The 17713-nt window shown below is 43.3% G+C and carries 17 protein-coding genes; 15 read left to right on the forward strand and 2 right to left on the reverse strand.

Annotation, left to right across the window (positions count from 1 at the left end; genetic code table 11):
• Positions 1-11: 11 nt before the first annotated feature.
• A complete protein-coding gene (gene yvfG, locus C6348_RS14125; RefSeq protein ID WP_003213121.1) occupies positions 12-227 on the reverse strand; it encodes a protein YvfG in 216 nt (71 codons plus the stop codon).
• 70 nt (positions 228-297) lie between these two features.
• On the opposite strand from yvfG, the gene rpoN reads away from it, so the two are divergent.
• Positions 298-1596 carry an RNA polymerase factor sigma-54 gene (gene rpoN / locus C6348_RS14130; RefSeq protein WP_106043562.1) on the forward strand — a complete coding sequence of 433 codons (1299 nt, stop codon included), beginning with the start codon at positions 298-300 and terminating at the stop codon, positions 1594-1596.
• 172 nt (positions 1597-1768) lie between these two features.
• Complete coding sequence (locus C6348_RS14135) at positions 1769-2506, forward strand: FadR/GntR family transcriptional regulator (protein ID WP_034660028.1); 738 nt, start codon at positions 1769-1771, stop codon at positions 2504-2506.
• A 27-nt stretch (positions 2507-2533) separates the two neighbouring features.
• On the opposite strand, the gene C6348_RS14140 is transcribed toward C6348_RS14135, so the two are convergent.
• On the reverse strand, positions 2534-3976 hold the full coding sequence (locus C6348_RS14140; protein ID WP_106043563.1) for a sigma-54 interaction domain-containing protein: 1443 nt from the start codon (positions 3974-3976) through the stop codon (positions 2534-2536).
• Between the two features lie 209 nt (positions 3977-4185).
• On the opposite strand from C6348_RS14140, the gene C6348_RS14145 reads away from it, so the two are divergent.
• The 13 genes from C6348_RS14145 to C6348_RS14205 all read left to right on the forward strand — a co-directional run bounded on the left by C6348_RS14145 (position 4186) and on the right by C6348_RS14205 (position 17699).
• Complete coding sequence (locus tag C6348_RS14145; protein WP_066030356.1) at positions 4186-5379, forward strand: ornithine--oxo-acid transaminase; 1194 nt, start codon at positions 4186-4188, stop codon at positions 5377-5379.
• Between the two features lie 139 nt (positions 5380-5518).
• The gene (locus tag C6348_RS14150) at positions 5519-6904 is read left to right on the forward strand and encodes an amino acid permease (RefSeq protein ID WP_223251584.1); all 1386 of its coding nucleotides are present in this window, start codon (positions 5519-5521) and stop codon (positions 6902-6904) included.
• A 314-nt stretch (positions 6905-7218) separates the two neighbouring features.
• Positions 7219-8256 (forward strand): sugar-binding transcriptional regulator, encoded by a 1038-nt coding sequence (locus C6348_RS14155; RefSeq protein ID WP_034660026.1) that lies wholly within the window; start codon positions 7219-7221, stop codon positions 8254-8256.
• A gap of 31 nt (positions 8257-8287) precedes the next feature.
• Entirely contained in the window at positions 8288-9295 is a 1008-nt protein-coding gene (gene gap / locus C6348_RS14160; protein ID WP_012011304.1) for a type I glyceraldehyde-3-phosphate dehydrogenase, read from the forward strand.
• A 213-nt stretch (positions 9296-9508) separates the two neighbouring features.
• Entirely contained in the window at positions 9509-10693 is a 1185-nt protein-coding gene (locus tag C6348_RS14165) for a phosphoglycerate kinase (protein WP_106043564.1), read from the forward strand.
• A 30-nt stretch (positions 10694-10723) separates the two neighbouring features.
• A complete protein-coding gene (gene tpiA / locus C6348_RS14170; RefSeq protein ID WP_106043565.1) occupies positions 10724-11485 on the forward strand; it encodes a triose-phosphate isomerase in 762 nt (253 codons plus the stop codon).
• Entirely contained in the window at positions 11478-13013 is a 1536-nt protein-coding gene (gpmI, locus tag C6348_RS14175; RefSeq protein WP_106043566.1) for a 2,3-bisphosphoglycerate-independent phosphoglycerate mutase, read from the forward strand. Before tpiA ends, gpmI begins: the two co-directional genes overlap by 8 nt.
• A gap of 29 nt (positions 13014-13042) precedes the next feature.
• Positions 13043-14335, forward strand: a complete 1293-nt coding sequence (gene eno, locus C6348_RS14180) for a phosphopyruvate hydratase (protein ID WP_003212752.1) — start codon at positions 13043-13045, stop codon at positions 14333-14335.
• A 256-nt stretch (positions 14336-14591) separates the two neighbouring features.
• On the forward strand, positions 14592-14861 hold the full coding sequence (locus C6348_RS14185; protein WP_034660022.1) for a hypothetical protein: 270 nt from the start codon (positions 14592-14594) through the stop codon (positions 14859-14861).
• Positions 14862-14919: 58 nt separating this feature from the next.
• Positions 14920-15687, forward strand: coding sequence for an ATP-binding cassette domain-containing protein (locus C6348_RS14190; RefSeq protein ID WP_034660021.1), 768 nt, complete (start codon positions 14920-14922; stop codon positions 15685-15687).
• Positions 15659-17056, forward strand: coding sequence for a hypothetical protein (locus C6348_RS14195; protein ID WP_106043567.1), 1398 nt, complete (start codon positions 15659-15661; stop codon positions 17054-17056). The genes C6348_RS14190 and C6348_RS14195 overlap by 29 nt, the downstream gene beginning before the upstream one ends.
• Positions 17053-17421: a zinc metalloprotease gene (locus tag C6348_RS14200; RefSeq protein ID WP_106043568.1), complete on the forward strand. Its 369-nt coding sequence runs from the start codon at positions 17053-17055 to the stop codon at positions 17419-17421. The genes C6348_RS14195 and C6348_RS14200 overlap by 4 nt, the downstream gene beginning before the upstream one ends.
• The gene (locus tag C6348_RS14205; RefSeq protein WP_106043569.1) at positions 17418-17699 is read left to right on the forward strand and encodes a hypothetical protein; all 282 of its coding nucleotides are present in this window, start codon (positions 17418-17420) and stop codon (positions 17697-17699) included. Before C6348_RS14200 ends, C6348_RS14205 begins: the two co-directional genes overlap by 4 nt.
• The last annotated feature ends 14 nt before the right edge of the window (positions 17700-17713 follow it).

The following is a 17713-nucleotide window of genomic DNA, read 5'->3' on the forward strand; positions in this document are numbered from 1 at the left end:
TTTTCGTTCATTCATTCGCTTTCTTTTTTCACTTTTTGATATGCTTCATCAAGATGCTGAATACGCTTCAAGACCACAGCGTTTTTGGTCAGCTGGTCTTGTACAAGTGTGGACACCACTGAGCGGTAATAGGCATTCATGGCATGAATCTTGTCTTCATTTTGATTCATGGCGATGTGCTGTTTCAAGTTGTCAACAAAGTATGGAACGGAAAAAAGTTCAGACATGGAAATCACTCCTATTTCGTATATACGGTCCGTCAATCTTCATGTAAAATGATGAGAGGGAGGGGAGACAATGAGCCTTAATCTGCAACAAGAACAAGTATTAAAGCAGGTGCTCACACAAGAACTCAGGCAGGCCATTACGCTGCTCCAGCTGAATAGCGCTGAGCTTGGCGAGTATCTTGACCAGTTAGCGCTTGAGAACCCTCTGATTGAGCGGAAAGACACGGACAGCTATCAACCAGTTTATCATAAAAAATCTCAAGATCGAATGACAGAGCCGTATCGAACGCATCAAAAAGAAAGCCTGCAAATGTATTTAAAGAAACAAGCTATTGATTTGAATCTAAGTGAAAAGAATCAAAGGATCTTTCACTTTATGATCGAGTCCATTGATTCCAATGGCTATTTAAATGATTCGGTTGACGAAATGGCAGCTGTCTTAGAGGTGTCAGCTGAAGAAGTAGAAGCCGTCCTTCATCAGCTTCAATCGCTAGAGCCTGCCGGTATTGGCGCAAGATCATTACAAGAATGCATTCTGCTTCAGCTGAGAAGAAAAAAGGAGCGCTGGTATGAAGCCGAGCTGATCATCGACGAGCACTTCTTTCTCTTTGCAAGAAAGGCTTGGAAGGAAATCGCGGCGAAAACAGGCGTTTCAATGAAAACACTTCAAGCGGTACAAGATGAGGTGTCGCAGCTGGAACCAAGACCGGGCATACATTTCTCATATGAAGAGGACCCTGTGTATATAGAGCCAGATGTGACGATTACTGTCGTGCAGGACCACATCACATTTGAGCTGAATCAGCGCGCTTTTCCAGACGTTGAAATGAATGAAGGATACTTCGCCATGATTCAAGACCAGAAGCGGCATGAAGCATATGTGTATCTAAAGGAAAAAGAGCAGCAATACAATTGGCTTGTCCAAGCGCTGAAGCAAAGAAAACAAACGATGACCCATGTCGTTCGTGAGATTATCTTCCATCAGACAGATTTTTTCCTTACAGGGAAACATAAAATGAAACCGCTTACGATGAAGCGGATCGCAGATATATTGCAAGTGCATGAGTCAACAGTCAGCCGAACGGTGAAAGGGAAAATGGTGCAAACCCCTTATGGTCTCATGGAAATGAAACAATTTTTCCAAGCAAAACTAGAAGGACCTTCGCTGGAAGAGGCGTCCAGCTACACAGTCAAGACGCACATCGCAGAGCTGATCCAAACGGAAAATAAGAAAAAACCGTATTCAGATCAGCAAATGATGACGCAGCTTCAGCAAACCTTTGGTATCCGTGTGTCGCGCAGAACCATTGCGAAATATCGTGAACAAATGAATCTTCCATCATCTACACTGCGGAAGCGCTATGATTGAAAAGAAGTACTTGCCAGAAACAAGGCAGGTGCTTCTTTTTTGTTGAAAGCAAGGCACACAGAAGATTTTTTGGAAATTAAATCGGGGAGACGTCTGAACGGAAATTTTGGGGTAAAGTATAAGATAGGGCATGAGCCGATAAGGATAGACAACAGTGATGAGGTGAGACCAATTGAAATATAAACAAATCAAAACCAAAAAAATATATGAAGAAATTGCGGATGCATTAATCGAATTCATTCGTACAGGTGAGCTTCTTCCGGGGGAAAAATTAGATTCGGTTCAAGCGCTCTCAGAAAGCTTTCAAGTCAGCCGTTCCGCTGTAAGAGAGGCGCTGTCTGCTCTCAAAGCGATCGGATTAATAGAGATGAAGCAAGGGGAAGGCACGTATGTGAAGCAGTTCGATCCTGAACAGCTCGCATTTTCTTTATCTCCTGCATTTTTAATGAAGCAGCATGATGTCAGGCAGCTCCTTGAAGTGAGAACCATCATTGAAACAGGTGCTGTTAAAAAGGCGGCGCTGCTTCGGACGGACGATGACCTTCATCAGCTGCGTGATGCACTCGAACAAATGAAGCTGGCAGAAGCACATGAAGAAATTGGTGAAGAGGCAGATCTCACCTTCCATCTCGCCTTAGCCAAAGCCTCGAAGAATGATGTATTAAAGGTGTTAATGAATCAAGTCTCAACCTTGTTAGTAGAAACGATGCGGGAAACGAGAAAAGTCGTATTATTCTCAACGAAAGCCTCCATTCGGCAGCTTTACGAAGAACATGAACAAATTTACAAAGCCGTCATGGCAAGGCAGCCAGAAGAAGCAGAGAAAGCGATGCTTACGCATTTGAAAAATGTAGAAAATCTGCTGGGTGATGTGCTGCAAGAACCAGCAGAACAGTCAGATACACAATAAGCTGTGCCGAATGATGGCACAGCTCTATTATTGACGAGAAATATGTAGCTTTTTCATTCGATATTGCAGACTTTGCCTGCTCATGCCCAATAACTTTGCAGTCTGTGAAATATTATCGTCCATTTTTTCTAAGTAATGGACGATGTATTGTTTTTCGAATCGCTCCATTTGGGTTTGGAAATCAGTCGTATGTTCTGGGCTTGTATAGACAAAGGTGTCAGCAGCGGCGGTTTGCTGCAGAGAATTTGTTTGCAATTGCGCCTTAGGACGGCCTTCCCCGTGCTTAAATCTAAAATGATAGGGAAGGTGATGCATGCTTAAGTCGTCTTCATCCATCATCATATTCATCCCCGCCTCAATCACATGCTCCAGTTCTCTTACATTGCCTGGCCAATGATACGCTTGGAAAAGGGCAAGTACCTCTTCGTCAGCCGTCTTCACCTTCATTTGAAACAGCTCATTATATTTTTGAATAAAATGATTTACAAACGTAGGAATGTCCTCTTTTCGCTCAGAAAGCGGCGGGATAAATAAGGTGACAATACCGAGCCGATAAAATAAATCCTTGCGCATGCGTCCACCTGCGATCGCATCCACAGGGTCCTCATTCATATTGGCAATGACTCTTACATCAACAGCGATTTCTTTTGTGCTGCCTAGCCTTCTCACGCGTTTCTCCTGTAAGACGCGCAGCAGTTTTGCTTGAAGAGGAGGATTTAATGAGTTGATCTCATCTAAAAGCAATGTTCCTCCTTGCGCCTGTTCAAATAAACCAGGCTGATCAGTTGCCCCCGTAAAAGCCCCTTTTTGTGTACCAAAGAGCAGACTTTCAATCAGATTATCAGGCAGTGCCGCACAATTTTGGGTAATAAATGGTCCAGATGACCGGCTGCTGCCGTTATGAATGCTTTGAGCAAACAGTTCTTTCCCAGTCCCTGTTTCGCCAACAATGAGCACATAGGAAGAGGTGCGTGTCGCTCGTTTCGCATGTTCAATCACCTCTAAAAATGCAGGGCTTTGTCCAATAATGGAATCAAAGGTAAAGCGTGTGCTTCCTTTTTTCTTCATATTGTGATGAATCAGCCGTTCCAGCTTGGTCACATCATTTGAAATTTCAACTGCCCCTTGAATGAGGCCGTCTCGAACGAGCGGGTATGTATGGTTAATCGTTGTGATTTCTTTTCCGTTGTAATTATGATACGTCTGCTTGGCATGAACGGTTTGTTTCCCGGTACGAAGCGCTTGGACAAGTGTACTGTGCATCTCATCTTGAAAGGTGAAGAAGTCGAGTACATTTTTATGGAGAACATCAGAGCGTTTTAAAGACTCAATCTCCATCATTTTTTTATTATAAACAACCGTATGGCCATTCTCGTCAATTGCATGAACCCCGACATCAATTAAATCGAGCATTTGTTTATATAAATCAATCTCATTTTCAAGCTTTGCGGCATGCAGATCTTTTTTCACTTGTGCCACCTCCTGACGTTACCTCTATTTTACATGAAAAATTTTGCGGTTTCCTCTAAAAAATTTGGCATGCGCAAAGAAATTTTGCGCAAATAATGAGGTAGACCCTCATGATCAAGCGGTCAGAAAGTTGGCACGATCCTTGCATAACATATGGATGAAGATGAACCCAATTGAAAGAAGCTACCTTACAGAAGGAGGAATAGATGATGACACAGACAAATGAATTGATTCAACAAACAGAACAATATGGAGCGGCAAACTATCATCCGCTGCCAATTGTGATTTCAGAGGCTGAGGGAGTGTGGGTGACAGACCCTGAAGGCAATCGATATATGGATATGCTCAGTGCGTATTCCGCAGTGAACCAAGGACATCGCCATCCCCGCATTATTGAAGCGCTCAAAAAACAGGCAGACCGTGTGACACTCACCTCTAGAGCTTTTCATAATGATCAGCTTGGTCCTTGGTATGAAAAAATTTGCAAACTGACGAATAAAGACATGGCACTGCCAATGAATACTGGTGCTGAGGCTGTAGAAACCGCTGTAAAAGCAGCAAGACGCTGGGGCTATGATGTTAAGGGAATCGAAGAGAATCGTGCAGAAATCATTGCGTGTGTTGGCAATTTCCATGGGAGAACGATGACGGCTGTGTCTCTTTCCTCTGAAGCAGAATACCAAAGAGGCTTCGGTCCAATGCTTCCCGGAATCAAACTGATTCCTTACGGAGATATTGAAGCGTTACGTGAAGCTATCACACCACAGACAGCGGCTTTCCTCATAGAACCGATTCAAGGAGAAGCGGGAATTGTCATGCCGCCAGAAGGCTTCTTGAAAGATGCCAAGGCGCTTTGTGAGAAAGAACATGTGCTGTTCATTGCGGATGAAATTCAAGTGGGGTTAGCACGAACAGGTAAGATGTTTGCGTGTGACTGGGAAGACATTGAGCCAGATATGCTGATCCTCGGGAAAGCTTTAGGCGGCGGCGTCTTTCCAATCTCGTGTGTCGTAGCAAACCGCGATATATTAGGCGTGTTTAACCCTGGTTCTCATGGGTCTACCTTCGGAGGAAATCCTCTTGCGTGTGCGGTGTCGCTTGCTGCACTGGATGTTTTAATCGACGAAAAGCTTGCAGCACGTTCCATGGAGCTTGGCGAATACTTCAAAGACAAACTATCACGCATTCAAAGCCCTGTGATTAAGGAAGTGCGCGGCCGCGGATTATTTATAGGAATGGAGCTGACAGAGGCAGCTAGACCTTATTGTGAAAAGCTGAAGCAAGCAGGATTGTTATGTAAAGAAACCCATGAGACAGTTATCCGTTTTGCACCGCCGCTGACCATTTCAAAAGAAGATTTAGACTGGGCAATTGGTCATATTGAAGCACTGTTTCAAGCCTAAATGCCAAAGGGGGAGGAACCTTCACTTTCTCCCTTTCTTTTTCAACGAACAGCGAATTTTGTCAAAGGATGATGAATAGAAGAAGGAAAGTGGGGAAGTGGATTTGAAGCAAGAACAGCATAATGAACTAGAGCGTTCCATGAAAAGCAGACATCTCTTTATGATTGCCTTAGGCGGCGTCATCGGTACGGGCCTTTTCCTTGGATCAGGATTGATTATCCATCAGGCAGGACCTGGCGGAGCCATTCTATCGTTTATCATTGGCGGACTGTTAATGTATTTGGTCATGCTGTGTCTTGGAGAATTAGCAGTGGCGATGCCGACAGCCGGTTCCTTTCAGGAGTATGCAACCAAATATATAGGCCCATCCACAGGCTTTATGATCGGCTGGCTGTATTGGTTTAGCTGGGCGTGTACGATTGGACTGGAGTTTACGTCAGCAGGCATATTGCTCCAAAGGTGGTTCCCAGATATCCCGGTTTGGCTCTGGTGCCTAGCATTTAGCGTGATATTATTTGCCATGAATGCCATCTCGGCTCGCAGCTTCGCTGAAACAGAATTTTGGTTTTCAGCCATTAAGGTTGCAGCCATCCTATTGTTTATTATCATCGGAATTGGCGCAATTTTCGGAATGATTCATTTAAAAGGCGGAGAACCAGCCCCTTTATTTCGTCATTTGACGGATCATGGCGGACTATTTCCTAATGGTGTTTTTGCTATTTTATTAACCATGGTCACGGTCAATTTCTCCTTTCAAGGAACAGAACTTGTAGGGATTGCAGCAGGTGAGAGTGAAAGCCCTGAAAAAACATTGCCTCGATCGATACGGAATATTATTTGGAGAACGATGGTCTTTTTCGTTTTATCAATTGCGGTTCTTGCCGCGCTTCTTCCATGGCAGACAGCAGGCGCTGTTGACAGTCCGTTTGTGGTCGTGCTGGACAAGGTCGGCATCCCATATGCTGCAGATATCATGAATTTTATTATCATCACAGCTGTCTTATCTGTAGCAAACTCTGGATTATATGCATCATCACGTATGCTTTGGTCGCTTTCAAAGGACGGGAAAGGACCTGGCTTTACGAAAAAGCTGTCCAAGCGTAAAATCCCGATCAATGCATTATTGGTGACAATGGGTGTATCCGCTTTATCCCTGCTCACAAGTGTTGTGGCACCAAAAACGGTGTATGTGTGGCTCATTTCGATTTCCGGAATGGTTCTAGTTGTGGTGTGGATGTCCATTTGTTTGTCTCAGTATTTCTTTAGAAAACAATTCATAAAAGCGGGTGGAGATGTAAAGGATCTCGTCTTCCGTACACCGCTCTATCCATTTGTGCCATTGGCAGGCTTCATCACATTTGGCATCGTTCTCATCAGCCTATTCTTTATTGAGGATCAGCGGATTGGCCTTTATTGCGGCGTTCCGTTCATGGCTGTCTGCTACATCATTTATTATTTCAAAATCAAACCGAAGGAAGAGGCAAAGCGTTTCGCCGAAGAGGAAGGAACCATCCCAAAAACATAAAAGACCAACTATATCAACAAAATGTGCATGCGGATCTCACACGCATGCACATTTTCAATGGTGAATTCATTGAATATAGAAGAAAATAAATATTTTGAAAAGAAATATCATAGCAAGAACCTTGATGACAAGCAGGTTATCGGTGAAAATGTGTCTATTTTTTGTCTAAATGTGTTTGTAAGAGTTGAAAATGCAAGATTATCCTGTTAAAATAATTAAAGAAAGCAGGGATTGATTTTTTTTGGCTGTGGCGGGACGTTTTTTGTCACAGTGGGACGTTTTTAGTCCAACGTGAAAAGAAAGGGTCGTTAGCCATGAATCGTTTATTGGAAGCTCAAAAAAAATTATTGCCAGATCTTCTCATCGTTATGCAAAAACGCTACGACATTTTGCAATACATCAGGTTAGCTGAACCAATCGGCCGCAGAAGCCTTGCGACGAGCCTAGGTCTCAGTGAGCGCATCTTAAGAGCTGAAGTTCAGTTTCTAAAAGAACAAAACCTGCTGGATGTCAAAACGAGCGGCATGATGCTGACGAATGAAGGCCACGCTTTGCTTGAAATGCTTGAAGGAATGATGAAGGACGTTTTAGGTTTAACCTTTTTGGAAAATACATTAAAGAGGAAGTTAGGCCTAGAAGAAGTCATCATCGTTTCTGGTGACAGTGACGAATCCCCGTGGGTGAAGCAAGAAATGGGAAGAGCTGCTGTCCAATGTATGAAAAAAAGGTTTACTGGAAATAATATCGTCGCCGTCACTGGCGGAACGACGATGGAAGCCGTTGCCGAAATGATGACTCCTGATGCCAAAAACAGAGACATGATGTTTGTCCCTGCAAGAGGCGGTCTTGGGGAGAATGTAAAAAATCAGGCAAACACCATTTGTGCCCACATGGCTGAAAAAGCTTCCGGTACTTACAAACTGCTGTTTGTTCCAGGGCAGCTGTCAGAAGGTGCTTACTCTTCTATTATTGAAGAGCCGTCAGTCAAAGAAGTGCTTCACACGATTAAATCATCCACGATGCTTATTCATGGGATCGGTGAAGCAAAAACAATGGCGATGAGGCGAAATACACCAGCTGAAGATTTAAAAAAGATTGATGAGCATGACGCAGTGACAGAGGCCTTTGGCTATTACTTTAATCGTGATGGTGAGGTCGTCCACAAAGTGCACTCCGTCGGCATGCAGCTAGATGATTTAGAAAGCATTCCACACATCATTGCTGTTGCAGGTGGATCATCAAAGGCAGGGGCCATTGAAGCTTATTTCAAAAAACCCCGCCGAACGGTTCTCGTCACAGACGAAGGAGCCGCAAAAGAGTTATTAAGGGAGTCAATTGATCCCTCAATATAAAACATTGTGACCTATAAAAGGAGGAAACATCATGGCAGTAAAAGTCGGTATTAACGGATTTGGACGTATTGGACGTAACGTATTTCGTGCAGCATTAAACAATCCTGAAGTTGAGGTAGTAGCGGTTAACGATCTAACAGACGCTAACATGCTTGCACACCTTTTACAATATGACTCTGTTCACGGAAAACTAGATGCAGAGGTTTCTGTAGACGGTACAAACTTAGTAGTGAACGGTAAAACAATCGAAGTATCAGCTGAGCGTGACCCTGCGAAATTAAGCTGGGGTAAACAAGGCGTAGAAATCGTTGTTGAATCTACTGGATTTTTCACAAAACGTGCAGACGCTGCAAAACACTTAGAAGCTGGCGCTAAAAAAGTCATCATCTCTGCTCCTGCTAACGAAGAAGATATTACAATCGTTATGGGTGTAAACGAAGACAAATACGATGCAGCTAGCCACGATGTCATCTCTAATGCATCTTGTACAACAAACTGCTTAGCTCCATTTGCAAAAGTACTTAACGATAAATTTGGTATCAAACGCGGTATGATGACAACTGTTCACTCATACACAAATGACCAACAAATTCTTGATCTTCCGCACAAAGACTACCGTCGTGCTCGTGCAGCTGCGGAAAACATCATCCCAACTTCTACAGGTGCTGCGAAAGCTGTTTCACTTGTATTGCCTGAACTTAAAGGTAAATTAAACGGTGGCGCTATGCGTGTTCCAACACCTAACGTTTCTTTAGTTGACCTTGTGGCTGAATTAAACCAAGATGTAACAGCTGAAGATGTAAATGCAGCACTTAAAGAAGCAGCTGAAGGAGAACTTAATGGAATCCTTGGCTACAGCGAAGAGCCATTAGTATCTGGTGACTACAATGGTAATGCAAACTCTTCAACAATCGATGCTCTTTCTACAATGGTGATGGAAGGCAGCATGGTGAAAGTCATTTCTTGGTACGATAACGAGAGTGGATATTCTCACCGCGTTGTTGACCTTGCAGCTTACATTGCAAAACAAGGTCTTTAATTTGTCACACTGAAGGAACTCACTTGGTTCTTTCCTAGAGACACGATATAATGAAGACGGACAAGGGAAGGGGAAGCATCCCTTTCCCTTTTTCTCTGTTTTTATCCGTTCTGCACGATTTCTCGTTTTGATGAGGGCAAAATGGGAAAAGGATAAAGAGAGACTTGTCCAATGCGTAAGGAAACCAGAATAAAGGAGGATCTCCTGACGAGCATGAATAAGAAATCAGTAAAAGACATTGACGTAAAAGGTAAAGTTGTGTTCTGCCGCGTAGATTTTAACGTTCCAATGAAAGACGGAGAAGTGACGGATGATACTCGTATTCGCGCAGCATTACCAACGATTGAGTATTTAACAGGACAAGGCGCAAAGGTACTGCTAGCTAGTCATTTGGGTCGTCCGAAGGGTCAAGTTACTGAAGAATTGCGTCTGACACCTGTAGCAAAACGTCTGCAAGAGCTTCTTGGACAAGAAGTGGAAAAAGCGGATGAAGCTTACGGTGACAACGTGAAAAAGCAAATCTCTGACTTAAAAGAAGGAGATGTGCTAGTGCTTGAAAACGTTCGTTTCTATCCTGGTGAAGAAAAGAACGATCCTGAACTATCAAAAGCATTTGCTGATTTAGCCGATGTGTATGTCAATGATGCGTTCGGTGCTGCACACCGTGCACATGCATCCACTGCTGGTATTGCAGCATATCTTCCGGCTGTTTCGGGCTTCCTCATGCAAAAAGAGCTTGAGGTTCTAGGAAAAGCCATTTCAAACCCTGATCGCCCATTTACAGCGATTATTGGTGGCGCAAAAGTAAAGGATAAAATCGGTGTGATTGAAAGTCTTCTTGATAAAGTGGACAACCTCATCATCGGCGGCGGACTTGCTTACACATTTGTGAAAGCACTAGGCCACGAAGTAGGAAAATCTTTATTAGAAGAAGACAAAGTCGATTTAGCGAAATCCTTTATGGACCGTGCAAAAGAAAAAGGCGTGAACTTCCTGATTCCAACAGATGTTCTGGTAGCCGACGACTTTTCAAATGATGCGAATACAAGCATTGTGCCAATCTCTGAAATTCCAAGTGATCTAGAAGCACTTGATATTGGAACAGAGACAAGAGAGAAGTACGCTGATGTTATTAAAAACAGCAAACTTGTTGTTTGGAACGGACCAATGGGTGTATTTGAAATCGACGCATTCGCTAAAGGGACAAAAGCAATCGCAGAAGCACTGGCAGAAGCAAAAGATACATATTCTGTCATTGGCGGTGGAGATTCAGCAGCAGCTGTTGAGAAATTTGGTCTTGCTGATCAGATGAGCCATATTTCTACAGGCGGCGGCGCTTCACTTGAATTTATGGAAGGCAAAGAGCTTCCAGGTGTTACTGCATTAAACGATAAATAAGACCAAAACTGCTATAAGGAAGTGTCAATCATGAGAAAACCAATTATAGCTGGGAACTGGAAAATGAACAAAACACTTGGCGAAGCAGTTAGCTTCGTTGAAGAAGTCAAGTCATCCATTCCATCTCCTGACAAAGTGGAAGCAATTGTCTGTGCGCCAGCACTTTTCCTTGAAAAGCTCAACAGCCTTTCTAACGGAACAGACCTTAAAATTGGTGCACAAAACATGCACTTTGAAGAAAATGGTGCATTCACTGGTGAAATCAGCCCTGCTGCGCTAAAAGATCTTGGCATCGGCTACTCAGTGATCGGTCATTCAGAGCGCCGTGAATTCTTCGCTGAAACAGATGAAACAGTGAACAAAAAAGCACATGCTGCATTCAAGCATGGCATCGTTCCAATTATCTGCGTAGGTGAAACGCTTGAAGAGCGTGAAGCTGGCAAAACAAATGAACTTGTCGCTGATCAAGTGAAGAAAGCACTAGCTGGTTTAACGACTCAGCAAGTCGCTGAATCTGTCATTGCATATGAGCCAATCTGGGCGATCGGTACAGGGAAATCTTCTACAGCGAAAGATGCAAACGACGTTTGCGCGCATATCCGTCAAATCGTTGCAAGCGAATATGGTCAAGAAGCGGCAGACAGCCTTCGCATTCAATATGGCGGAAGCGTGAAGCCGGCGAATATTAAAGAATATATGGCAGAATCCGATATTGACGGTGCTTTGGTAGGCGGCGCAAGCTTAGAACCTCAGTCTTTCGTTCAATTATTGGAGGAAGGTCAATATGAGTAAGAAACCAGCTGCATTAATCATCTTAGATGGATTCGGTTTAAGAGGCGAAACAGTCGGTAACGCTGTTGCCCAAGCAAAGAAACCGAACTTCGACCGCTACTGGAATGAATTCCCGCATCAAACCTTAACGGCTTCAGGTGAGGCAGTAGGCCTCCCGCAAGGTCAAATGGGGAACTCTGAAGTTGGGCATTTGAACATCGGTGCAGGACGCATTGTGTATCAAAGCTTAACAAGAGTGAATGTTGCCATTCGTGAAGGGGAATTTGAGAAAAACGAAACGTTCCTAGAGGCAATGACTTATGCAAAAGAGAATGACAAGGCCCTTCATTTATTCGGTCTCTTGTCAGACGGCGGTGTGCACAGCCACATCCAGCATCTCTTTGCCCTGCTGAAGCTGGCGAAAAAAGAAGGCTTAACAAAGGTATACATTCATGGCTTCTTAGACGGACGTGATGTTGGTCAAAAGACAGCCAAAGTGTACTTAAAACAGCTTGAAGAACAAATCAAAGAAATCGGTGTCGGAGAAGTGGCAACACTTTCTGGACGCTATTACTCAATGGACCGTGACAAACGCTGGGATCGTGTGGAGAAAGCATATCGCGCGATGGCGTATGGTGAAGGCCCAAGTTATCAAAACATTTATGATGTCGTTGATGACTCCTATGAAAATGGAATCTACGATGAATTCGTTATTCCATCTGTCATAACGAGAGAAAATGGTGAGCCAGTTGCAAAAGTAAACGACGGAGACTCTGTGATTTTCTATAACTTCCGTCCAGACCGTGCGATCCAAATTTCGAACACCTTCACAAATGAAGATTTCCGCTCATTTGACCGCGGGGAAGCACATCCGAAGGATTTACACTTCGTCTGCTTTACACACTTCAGTGAAACGGTTGATGGCTATGTTGCCTTCAAACCAGTGAATTTGGATAACACAGTAGGAGAAGTGCTTTCTCAAAATGGATTGAAACAGCTGCGGATTGCTGAAACAGAGAAATATCCTCATGTGACGTTCTTTATGAGTGGTGGGCGTGAAGAAGAATTTCCTGGTGAAGACCGCATCTTGATCAATTCGCCAGATGTGGCAACCTATGACCTCAAGCCAGAAATGAGCGCTTACGAGGTAAAGGATGCACTTGTTGCAGACATCAATGCTGATAAGCATGATGCGATCATCCTGAACTTTGCTAACCCGGATATGGTTGGTCATTCAGGTATGCTCGAGCCAACAATCAAAGCCATTGAAGCAGTAGATGAGTGCTTAGGAGCTGTTGTCGACGCAATCCTAGCAAAAGGCGGACATGCCATCATCACGGCAGACCACGGTAACGCAGACGTGCTGATTACCGAAGAAGGAAAGCCGCATACTGCACATACGACAAACCCTGTTCCAGTCATCGTAACGAAAAAAGATGCAACGCTTAGAGAAGGCGGCATTCTAGCCGATCTATCTCCAACGCTTTTAGACTTACTTGGTCTTGAAAAACCAAAAGAGATGACAGGAACATCATTGATTCAGAAATAACAAATTGATTCAAAAGGAGAGAAATAACGATGCCATACATTGTTGACGTATATGCACGCGAAGTATTAGACTCTCGCGGTAACCCAACAGTTGAAGTAGAAGTTTACACAGAATCTGGCGGCTTTGGCCGTGCATTAGTACCAAGTGGTGCTTCTACTGGTGAATATGAAGCAGTAGAACTACGTGACGGAGACAAAGACCGTTACCTTGGAAAAGGTGTTCTGACAGCTGTAAACAACGTAAATGAAATCATTGCACCAGAACTTTTAGGCTTTGATGTAACAGAACAAGTAGCGATTGACAAAATGTTAATCGAACTTGATGGAACAGAAAACAAAGGGAAATTAGGCGCAAACGCAATCCTTGGCGTATCTATCGCTGTAGCACGTGCGGCTGCTGATTTCTTACAAATTCCACTTTACCAATACCTTGGTGGATTCAACTCCAAAACGCTTCCAGTGCCAATGATGAACATCGTCAACGGCGGAGAGCATGCGGATAACAACGTAGACATTCAAGAATTCATGATTATGCCTGTAGGTGCACCGAACTTCCGTGAAGCACTTCGCATGGGCGCACAAATCTTCCATAGCCTGAAATCTGTATTAAGTGCAAAAGGCTTAAACACAGCTGTAGGTGACGAAGGCGGATTCGCTCCAAACCTTGGTTCTAACGAAGAAGCACTTCAAACAATCGTAGAAGCGATTGAAAAAGCTGGTTTCAAACCAGGTGAAGAAGTGAAACTTGCAATGGATGCTGCATCTTCTGAGTTCTACAACAAAGAAGACGGTAAATATCATTTATCAGGCGAAGGTGTTGTGAAAACATCTGCTGAAATGGTTGACTGGTATGAAGATATGGTATCGAAATACCCTATCATCTCTATCGAAGACGGCCTTGATGAAAACGACTGGGAAGGTCACAAACTATTAACTGAACGCCTTGGCAGCAAGGTTCAGCTAGTAGGAGATGACTTATTCGTTACAAACACGAAGAAGCTTTCTGAAGGTATTAAAAATGGTGTCGGTAACTCTATCCTGATCAAAGTAAACCAAATCGGTACATTAACTGAAACATTTGATGCAATCGAAATGGCAAAACGTGCAGGATACACAGCAGTCATCTCTCACCGCTCTGGTGAAACAGAAGACAGCACAATTGCAGACATCGCTGTTGCAACAAACGCTGGACAAATCAAAACAGGTGCTCCGTCTCGTACGGACCGTGTTGCGAAATACAACCAATTACTTCGCATCGAAGATCAATTGGCTGAAACAGCACAATATCACGGCATTGCAACATTCTATAACTTGAATAAATAATGCCAGCTACTCGCTGCGTCCCGCTCTTTCATGAGAGCGGGACGCAGCGTTTTTTTTGTTGAGCGAAATCCGATAGCTAATTCATTTGACTTATCCTATTTTTGTAAAAAATCCTCCTTCAGTTAGAGAAGAAGTCAAAATCCCCTCCATTTATAAGCACTAAATCATGAAAAATCGACTAAAAATATGATCTGAAATGAACTTATGCTTTCTGTAAGGGGGTGGTATCATTTTACATATATTAGGGGGTGATGAGATGCTGAATCCTTTTAGCCTTCGTTTTCCAGTAGGTGTGTATATGTATGTCCTTCACCTATTGGCGGCATATGATGAAAGGAAGCAACGAATTCTGACTTCTAAGAATGTACAGAAAAACGCATTTTGGATTTATGTCCTTGCCGCTATATTGGGCATTATTTCACTTGGAGCATTGATTTGGGCATGTAAGACCTTTGGAAAGGGCTCCAAATTTTTAGGAGAGTTCAAATTATTAGGCATGTACGTTAAAATCCAATGCGGGTTCTAACAGGGATGAGAACAGATGCAAGGTCATCTGTTCCATCTGAAACAAACGGAGGGATATGATGCTGACATTACAATTACAAGAAAAAACGTATAGCCGCACCTTCTCTCTCCGCAATATTCAAATGAACGTGGAGAAAGGCCGGACGATGCTTCTTTTAGGGCATAATGGTGCAGGAAAGACAACGATGATCCAAGCCATGTTTGGGCTGACGCCATTTACTGGGTACGTTTCCTTACATGGCGAACAGCTGAACCTTCAATCCTCAGCTCATATTTCCCTTTTGAAAAAACATGTTTCCTATATTCCTGACGATCATGCGTTGTTCGATTATTTAACACCGAGGGAATACTTTCAATTACTTCAGCTGCCAAATGAGCAAGATGTCACACGAGAAGAGACATTCACCGATTTGTTTGAGCTGAGTCCATATATGGATCAGCCAATCGCTCAGCTGTCCCATGGCAATCAAAAGAAAACACAGATCATTTCGCAGCTCCTCAGACCATGTGATTATTATGTGTTCGACGAGCCAACAAACGGACTTGATCCAGATATGATGATCATCTTAAAAAAGGTGCTCATGAAGCTGAGAGATCAAGGCGCTGGCATTCTTATATCAACTCATCATTTGAGCTTTGGTGATACATTATATGACCATCTCATGATCTTAAGAAATGGTGACGTCAAGCTGAATATGTCCCGCCAAGAAACGACTCAGACATTTCCTCATCAGGCACTTGAAGAGATTTATAAAGAAGTGAATCGAGATTACTATATGCAGGTGGAGAGGTTACTCAATGATTTGGACACGACACGTTCTTCATAAACTAGAATGGGGCATGCTGACAACGAAAGGAAAACAGCTTGGAAAAAAATATCCTTTACAGCTTCTCGCAGCTGCCGTTTTTCTCTTACTGATCTATGCGATATACGTCGTCATCAGCCTGCGCTTTTTCATGCAGGCAGGTGAAAGCGAGCCTACTGCGCTATACCTCCAATTTGTCAAAATGTCGCTCTTACTATTAGGGGCAGGTATTGTGTTATCCCGCAATAAATTGAAGCGCCAAGAATATCAATTCTACTTTTTAAACAGTGCGATTCAGAGTGTGCCATTTATCCTTTGCGTGTATTTCTTTCCAGTGCTCTTTTGCTTCCTCATGGCTGGACTGCTTTTTTTACCGATTGTATTAGGTCTTTTGATCACGGGTGTCACCCCATCTCTGTATTGGATCATCGTTGTTTGCATCACTTGCTACATATTGGCGCTGTATACGCTCGCTTCTTGGATGCTGCTGCGGATCGGTGTGAGCCATTTCGTATCAAAAACAAAAGAGCATTTGCTGCTTCAAACGATCGGCTTTGGGGCGCTTCATGTACTAATATTTCTCCTTTTTCAAAAAGCGGTGGAGATGATCCGTGTATGGCCGGCTGTCTATCTGTTGTTACTTGTGATCATCCTAAGCGCTGGATGGCTATGGGTGAAGGGTTTAGCAGCTTGCTATGTTCATCAGATGTTTTTGCAGCTGAAAACAGAGGTGAAGTCGTTTTCCTACCAGAAAATCAGAACGCACTCTTCCTTTCTGACACATCTGCGGCAGGAATTGGTCTATTTCAGCCGATCAGCTGTTTTTAAAGAGCAAGGCATTTTGTTTCTCTTTCTCATTTGTTTGACGGTGGGGCTGCCATTTGTTTTTACACCGGCAGAAACTGGCTGGCTGTATGCCTTTATTGTGCAGTTTGCGTTAAAGGAAATATTGATCATGCTTCCGCTGATGATTGGCAGGGAATATCATATCAATCAAAGGGCCATCTTTATGTTAAATACCTCAAAGGGCGCTTATTTAATGTCGAGAATGTTATTTTATTACACCATTAATCTGCTGACATATTTTGTGTATATTGGGCTTGCCTATTTGGTGATCGGTATTGAAAGTGAAGGTCATGGATTGGCGAGTTTGTCCATTTTATTGATTACCGCCATGGCGGCCTGTACAGGGTTTGTCGTGAAGATCAGTGATTTTAATAAGCTGTTTGTGATCGTGTTGATGATTGCTGTATTCAGCTTTATCGATATGCTTTTATTAGAATGGCTTTCATATGATGTGTCTCTTCTCGCCACCGCTTATCTGCTTGGTTCACTTGCCTTTTTCAGTTGTATATATGCTGCGATGTTAAAAAGGCCTGTATTGCGATGATGGGGCTTGTCATTAGTTTACTAGCTGTTGTGCTAATTCACGAACTCGGTCATATGCTGATGGTCATGGTGTGTAACAAATTCGAAAAAAGACCCCTTTTTGATTTTGTGATGATGATTGATTGGAAGCAAGTGGCGATCGTCCATGAGACATTTGCCCGGCCGAGCTTTAATCTGATGGTAGCACTTGCGGGTCCACTGTTTCCGGTGCTCTGCTCGATTGTGCTTTTTTTGATGTGGAAGCATCCGGTGAGTCATCAGCTGCTGTTTTTTTCTTTACTGAACACTGTGATGCTGCATCCAGCTTGCCCAGACGGGAAAAATATCACAGCCAGTTTAAAAGAGATGAAGGAGAGAAAAAGATGATCAAAGTATTTCATTCGTTTTCTAGCGGCTTAACACTTGCGATGCTGTATATATTTGCTGTGTTTATGACCCCTGTCTTTTTAATGCTGCTAGAAGTCAATCATATTGAATCAAGTCCGACTCTGTTTGGCATGCCATTTTATATCATGAAAATTGAAGAGTATCAATTCAGCTCAGAGGCGACGTTTTTTGGATGCGTTGTCTGCTTTTTAGCTGGCGCTGTGCTTTACTTTTTGATTCAATATGTGATTCAAGCTGTGAAAAAGCGAAGAGCATAAAAAAAGCAGGCTGA

The sequence above is a fragment of the Bacillus sp. YBWC18 genome (assembly GCF_002998775.1).
Lineage (GTDB): Bacteria > Bacillota > Bacilli > Bacillales > Bacillaceae > Bacillus.

Bases quoted from the DNA above. Each gene is read 5' to 3' on its own strand.
- yvfG (WP_003213121.1), bottom strand. From the start codon at position 227: ATGTCTGAACTTTTTTCCGTTCCATACTTTGTTGACAACTTGAAACAG.
- rpoN (WP_106043562.1), top strand. From the start codon at position 298: ATGAGCCTTAATCTGCAACAAGAACAAGTATTAAAGCAGGTGCTCACA.
- C6348_RS14145 (WP_066030356.1), top strand. From the start codon at position 4,186: ATGACACAGACAAATGAATTGATTCAACAAACAGAACAATATGGAGCG.
- C6348_RS14150 (WP_223251584.1), top strand. From the start codon at position 5,519: ATGAAAAGCAGACATCTCTTTATGATTGCCTTAGGCGGCGTCATCGGT.
- C6348_RS14155 (WP_034660026.1), top strand. From the start codon at position 7,219: ATGAATCGTTTATTGGAAGCTCAAAAAAAATTATTGCCAGATCTTCTC.
- gap (WP_012011304.1), top strand. From the start codon at position 8,288: ATGGCAGTAAAAGTCGGTATTAACGGATTTGGACGTATTGGACGTAAC.
- C6348_RS14165 (WP_106043564.1), top strand. From the start codon at position 9,509: ATGAATAAGAAATCAGTAAAAGACATTGACGTAAAAGGTAAAGTTGTG.
- tpiA (WP_106043565.1), top strand. From the start codon at position 10,724: ATGAGAAAACCAATTATAGCTGGGAACTGGAAAATGAACAAAACACTT.
- gpmI (WP_106043566.1), top strand. From the start codon at position 11,478: ATGAGTAAGAAACCAGCTGCATTAATCATCTTAGATGGATTCGGTTTA.
- eno (WP_003212752.1), top strand. From the start codon at position 13,043: ATGCCATACATTGTTGACGTATATGCACGCGAAGTATTAGACTCTCGC.
- C6348_RS14185 (WP_034660022.1), top strand. From the start codon at position 14,592: ATGCTGAATCCTTTTAGCCTTCGTTTTCCAGTAGGTGTGTATATGTAT.
- C6348_RS14190 (WP_034660021.1), top strand. From the start codon at position 14,920: ATGCTGACATTACAATTACAAGAAAAAACGTATAGCCGCACCTTCTCT.
- C6348_RS14195 (WP_106043567.1), top strand. From the start codon at position 15,659: ATGATTTGGACACGACACGTTCTTCATAAACTAGAATGGGGCATGCTG.
- C6348_RS14200 (WP_106043568.1), top strand. From the start codon at position 17,053: ATGATGGGGCTTGTCATTAGTTTACTAGCTGTTGTGCTAATTCACGAA.
- C6348_RS14205 (WP_106043569.1), top strand. From the start codon at position 17,418: ATGATCAAAGTATTTCATTCGTTTTCTAGCGGCTTAACACTTGCGATG.